Source organism: Acinetobacter sp., from assembly GCF_036659555.1.
Lineage (GTDB): Bacteria > Pseudomonadota > Gammaproteobacteria > Pseudomonadales > Moraxellaceae > Acinetobacter.
The window spans coordinates 1-3817 of the sequence record NZ_JAVXCI010000151.1; the positions used below are offsets into that span (position 1 = coordinate 1).

The 3817-nt window shown below is 47.0% G+C and carries 4 protein-coding genes; all 4 read left to right on the forward strand.

Annotated features, from left to right (window positions below):
• Nucleotides 1-2 precede the first annotated feature (2 nt).
• The 4 genes from ftsY to RSA72_RS14115 all read left to right on the forward strand — a co-directional run bounded on the left by ftsY (nucleotide 3) and on the right by RSA72_RS14115 (nucleotide 3543).
• On the forward strand, nucleotides 3-1073 hold the full coding sequence (gene ftsY / locus RSA72_RS14100; RefSeq protein WP_332624583.1) for a signal recognition particle-docking protein FtsY: 1071 nt from the start codon (nucleotides 3-5) through the stop codon (nucleotides 1071-1073).
• Between the two features lie 175 nt (nucleotides 1074-1248).
• Nucleotides 1249-1935: a nitroreductase family protein gene (locus RSA72_RS14105; protein WP_332624584.1), complete on the forward strand. Its 687-nt coding sequence runs from the start codon at nucleotides 1249-1251 to the stop codon at nucleotides 1933-1935.
• A gap of 171 nt (nucleotides 1936-2106) precedes the next feature.
• Nucleotides 2107-2700, forward strand: a complete 594-nt coding sequence (locus RSA72_RS14110; RefSeq protein ID WP_332624585.1) for a nitroreductase family protein — start codon at nucleotides 2107-2109, stop codon at nucleotides 2698-2700.
• A 189-nt stretch (nucleotides 2701-2889) separates the two neighbouring features.
• Nucleotides 2890-3543: a DUF2057 family protein gene (locus RSA72_RS14115; RefSeq protein ID WP_332633380.1), complete on the forward strand. Its 654-nt coding sequence runs from the start codon at nucleotides 2890-2892 to the stop codon at nucleotides 3541-3543.
• Nucleotides 3544-3817 lie beyond the last annotated feature (274 nt).

Here is a 3817-nt window from a genome sequence, read left to right on the forward strand (position 1 = left end):
TGATTGATGCTGATATCGGAGATGATGATGTCACATTACCGAGCTTACCTGCGGTAAATGTGCCAATAGTGGAAACTCCAAAAGAGCAAACCGCGGTTTCTGAGCCTGTAGCATCAGAAGCGCAGCCGGAAGAAAGCCCGGCTAAAGGCGGTTTCTTCGGGCGTATGAAAGACGGGCTGACCAAGACCCGCAGAAACTTTACTGACGGCATGGTGAATATCCTCATCGGCGGCAAAGAAATTGATGATGAGCTGCTGGAAGAGGTTGAAGAGCAGCTTTTGGTTGCGGATATCGGTGTAGAAGCGACTAAAACCATTATTGCGAATTTGACGGAGCGCACTGCGCGCGGCGACTTAATTTACTCGCATTCGCTGTATAAGGCGCTTCAGGAAGAACTGGTTGCGCTGCTGGCGCCGCGGGTTAAACCCCTGCATATCGATCCGAACAAAAATCCTTATGTGATTTTGGTGGTGGGCGTGAACGGCGTGGGCAAAACCACAACCATCGGCAAGCTGGCCAAACGCCTGCAGGGCGAAGGCAAAAAAGTCATGCTGGCTGCCGGCGATACCTTCCGCGCAGCGGCCACAGAGCAGCTGCAGATTTGGGGTGAGCGCAATAATATTGCGGTGGTTGCGCAGGGCCATGGCGCAGACAGCGCATCGGTTATTTTTGATGCTTTTGAAAGCGCGCGAGCCAAAGGCGTAGATGTCTTAATTGCGGATACGGCAGGCCGCCTGCACAATAAGAGCAACTTGATGCAGGAATTGACCAAAGTGAAGCGCGTGATGCAGAAAATTGATGCAACCGCGCCGCATGAAGTGATGCTGGTGGTTGATGCGGGCACAGGCCAAAATGCAATCAATCAGGTTGAGGTGTTTGATGAGGCGGTTGGCTTGACTGGCATCACCATTACCAAGCTGGACGGCACAGCCAAAGGCGGCGTGCTGTTTAATATTGCCAGCCGCACCCATGTGCCGATCCGCTTTATCGGCGTGGGTGAAAAAATTGATGACCTGCGCCCATTCTCTGCGAAGTCATTTGTTGCAGCGCTGTTTGAGACTGAAAAACAATAGTGCGGGACAACTCACACAAACTCCGCCAAGTGCGGAGTTTGTTGTTTTTAGGCGCATTGGTTGATTTAAAAACCGTCATGTAAAAACTTAACAGTTCAGACTCCCTGCTTTAAGTTTATTAGAATAAGGAAAATTATTTGCTGTTTTAGCCAGTGTTGGCTTTAGGGAATCTGTTGTGGCGTTATTAAATAAGATTGGTCATGTTTTGACTGCGGATTTGACCAAAGATTTCAAATTTAAAAAAAAGCAGGCGGATGCGCCGTTTGAAATCACTTTTGTCGACCAGCTGAAGAAGCGCCGCAGCATTTATGAATTGGGGAAAAAAGTTCATTACAGCCAGGCCTATATTGCCGAGCTGATTCAGGAGTCTGTGCGGAGCTGCCCATCTGCCTACAATTCGCAAAGTACGCGTATTGTAGTGCTGTTCGGTGAATCGCATCAGCAGTTTTGGAACATTGTCAAAGGCATTCAGAAAAGGAATGTGCCCAGCGCGGTTTTTGAAGGCGTGGAGATGAAAGTGGATCAATGCGCCCATGCTTTTGGCACGGTACTGTTTTATGAAGATCAGGACATCATCCATAAGCTTCAGAAACAGGTGCCGTTCAGCGCAGCGGATTTCCCGGTATGGTCTGAACAGACTTCCGGCATGGCGCAGTTTGCGGTTTGGACTTCGCTGGCGGATTCCGGCTTAGGCGCTTCCCTGCAGCATTATAACCCTGCGGTTGACACTGCGGTCGCAGACTATTTCGGCATTGATAAAAGCTGGCTGATGAGGGCGCAGCTGGTCTTTGGCTCTATTGAAGGGCCTGTGCAGGAAAAAGAAGAGCCTGAAGATCAGGACAGATTCAGAATATATGCTTAAGCAGCAATGAAGAACGGCATTAAAATGCCGTTCTTTCATAATGATCGGTAGCAAAATGACTGTTCTATAAATAAAACGCAATGTCATGCTTTTGCCCGTGTGGGCGCCGGGAAAATAGCATATGATGATTTCATCGCATTCATCTGGCTGAAAACAAAAAGAGGTTCTAATATGTCATTTTTAGATCAAATTAAGCAACGCCGTACCATTTATGCCATTGGCAGAAACGTAGAGCTTGACCAAAGTTCAATCGATCAAACCATTCAGGAAGCGGTCCGCTTTAGTCCTTCAGCGTTCAACTCGCAAACTTCACGCGTGGTTACTTTGTATGGCGCATCACATGTCAAGTTTTGGAATATGGTCCGTGAAGCTTTGCGCAAGCTGGTTCCAGCAGAAGCTTTTGCCAATACAGACGCGAAAATCAGCAGCTTTGAAGCCGGCTACGGCACCGCTTTATTTTATGAAGATCAGGATGTGGTCAAAGCGCTGCAGGAGCAATTCGCCTTGTATGCAGATCACTTTCCGGCTTGGTCTGAGCATTCAACAGGCATAGCGCAGTTCGCAGCATGGACAGCGCTGGCTGAAAAAAATATTGGCGCATCTTTGCAGCACTACAATCCAGTTATTGACGCGGCAGCTGCGCAGGCTTTTGATATCCCTGCACACTGGAAACTGCGCGCGCAGCTGGTGTTTGGCTCTATCGAGGCGCAGGCTGGAGAGAAAACATTTATGGCGGATTCCGAGCGCTTCAAAAGCTTCAATTAGTTGCTCATCGGTTTTACAGTGGATGTGAAGAGGGCGCCATAATGCGCCCTCTTTTGTATAAGGCGTAAAATCGCTATGCGGATAGCGGATGCGCTGAATAAAAGCTATTCAAAATCAGCCTGTCATAAAATTGTCATTAATGCATTGCATAGTGCAATGAAACTTTAACAATCGATAAGAGTGATATAAATGGCTTTAAGATTAACTGCAGCAATTGCGGCAATGATGGTCAGCAGTGCTGCTTTTTCGGCAGTTACGGTAACTGCTCCGGAAGAAATCAAAATTGTCGCTGTCAATGATCAGGAAGTCAGTGCAGGGCTATTGCGCTCAAATCAGCAATACAAGCTTGATGCCGGCGAGAATGCAATCAGCGTCCGCTATACGGAATTCTTTCAGCATGCCGATAATTCACATGATATTTTAAGATCGGGCATTGTGACTGTAAAAACACCGGTATTGAAAGATGGCGAGAGTTACCGCTTGGCGCTAATTGATGCGCCCAAAGATTTTGACGCTGCCCAAAAATATAAAGATCAGCCAATTATTGGGCTTTATGATCAGCAAAAGCAGCTGCTGGTAAAGCAATCCGGCGCAAAGGGGGAGCAGAAAGCATGGTTCAGTACAGGTGTTTTTGGCAATTCATCTGCCGATTTAACTAAAACCAAGACGGCGGCGCCTGCGAACCAGCCTGCACCTGTTTATGCGCAAACTGCTTCTGTGTCAGGAACTGATGCTGCTGCACGGGCAGTGGCTGCAGATCAGCAACTGGTTCAGCTTTGGCAAAAATCATCAAAGCAGGAACGTCAAAAATTTATGTCATGGCTTGCAGAACAGGCAAATTAGCGCTTTAAAGCATACTTAAAGGCATGAAAACTCCAAGGTCGGCAATTGCTGGCCTTTTTTTGAGGGAATTTTAAGAAGCGCGAAAGTGTGTGAATGTGTAAAAATGCTATGCAAAAGCTATTTTTTGCGCTAAAAATAACTTCTTAGCTTGAAAAATATACGATCAAGTCGATTTTTCTGAAATATTTAAAAAAAGGCCTTGCGTGCTGAAATTTTTCGCCTATAATGCATATCCATCGGCGGTGATGTTGATTAAAACTTGTTGAGAAACAAG

Excerpts from the sequence above, each read along its gene's own strand:
- RSA72_RS14115 (WP_332633380.1), top strand. The coding sequence starts at position 2,890 with ATGGCTTTAAGATTAACTGCAGCAATTGCGGCAATGATGGTCAGCAGT.
- RSA72_RS14110 (WP_332624585.1), top strand. The coding sequence starts at position 2,107 with ATGTCATTTTTAGATCAAATTAAGCAACGCCGTACCATTTATGCCATT.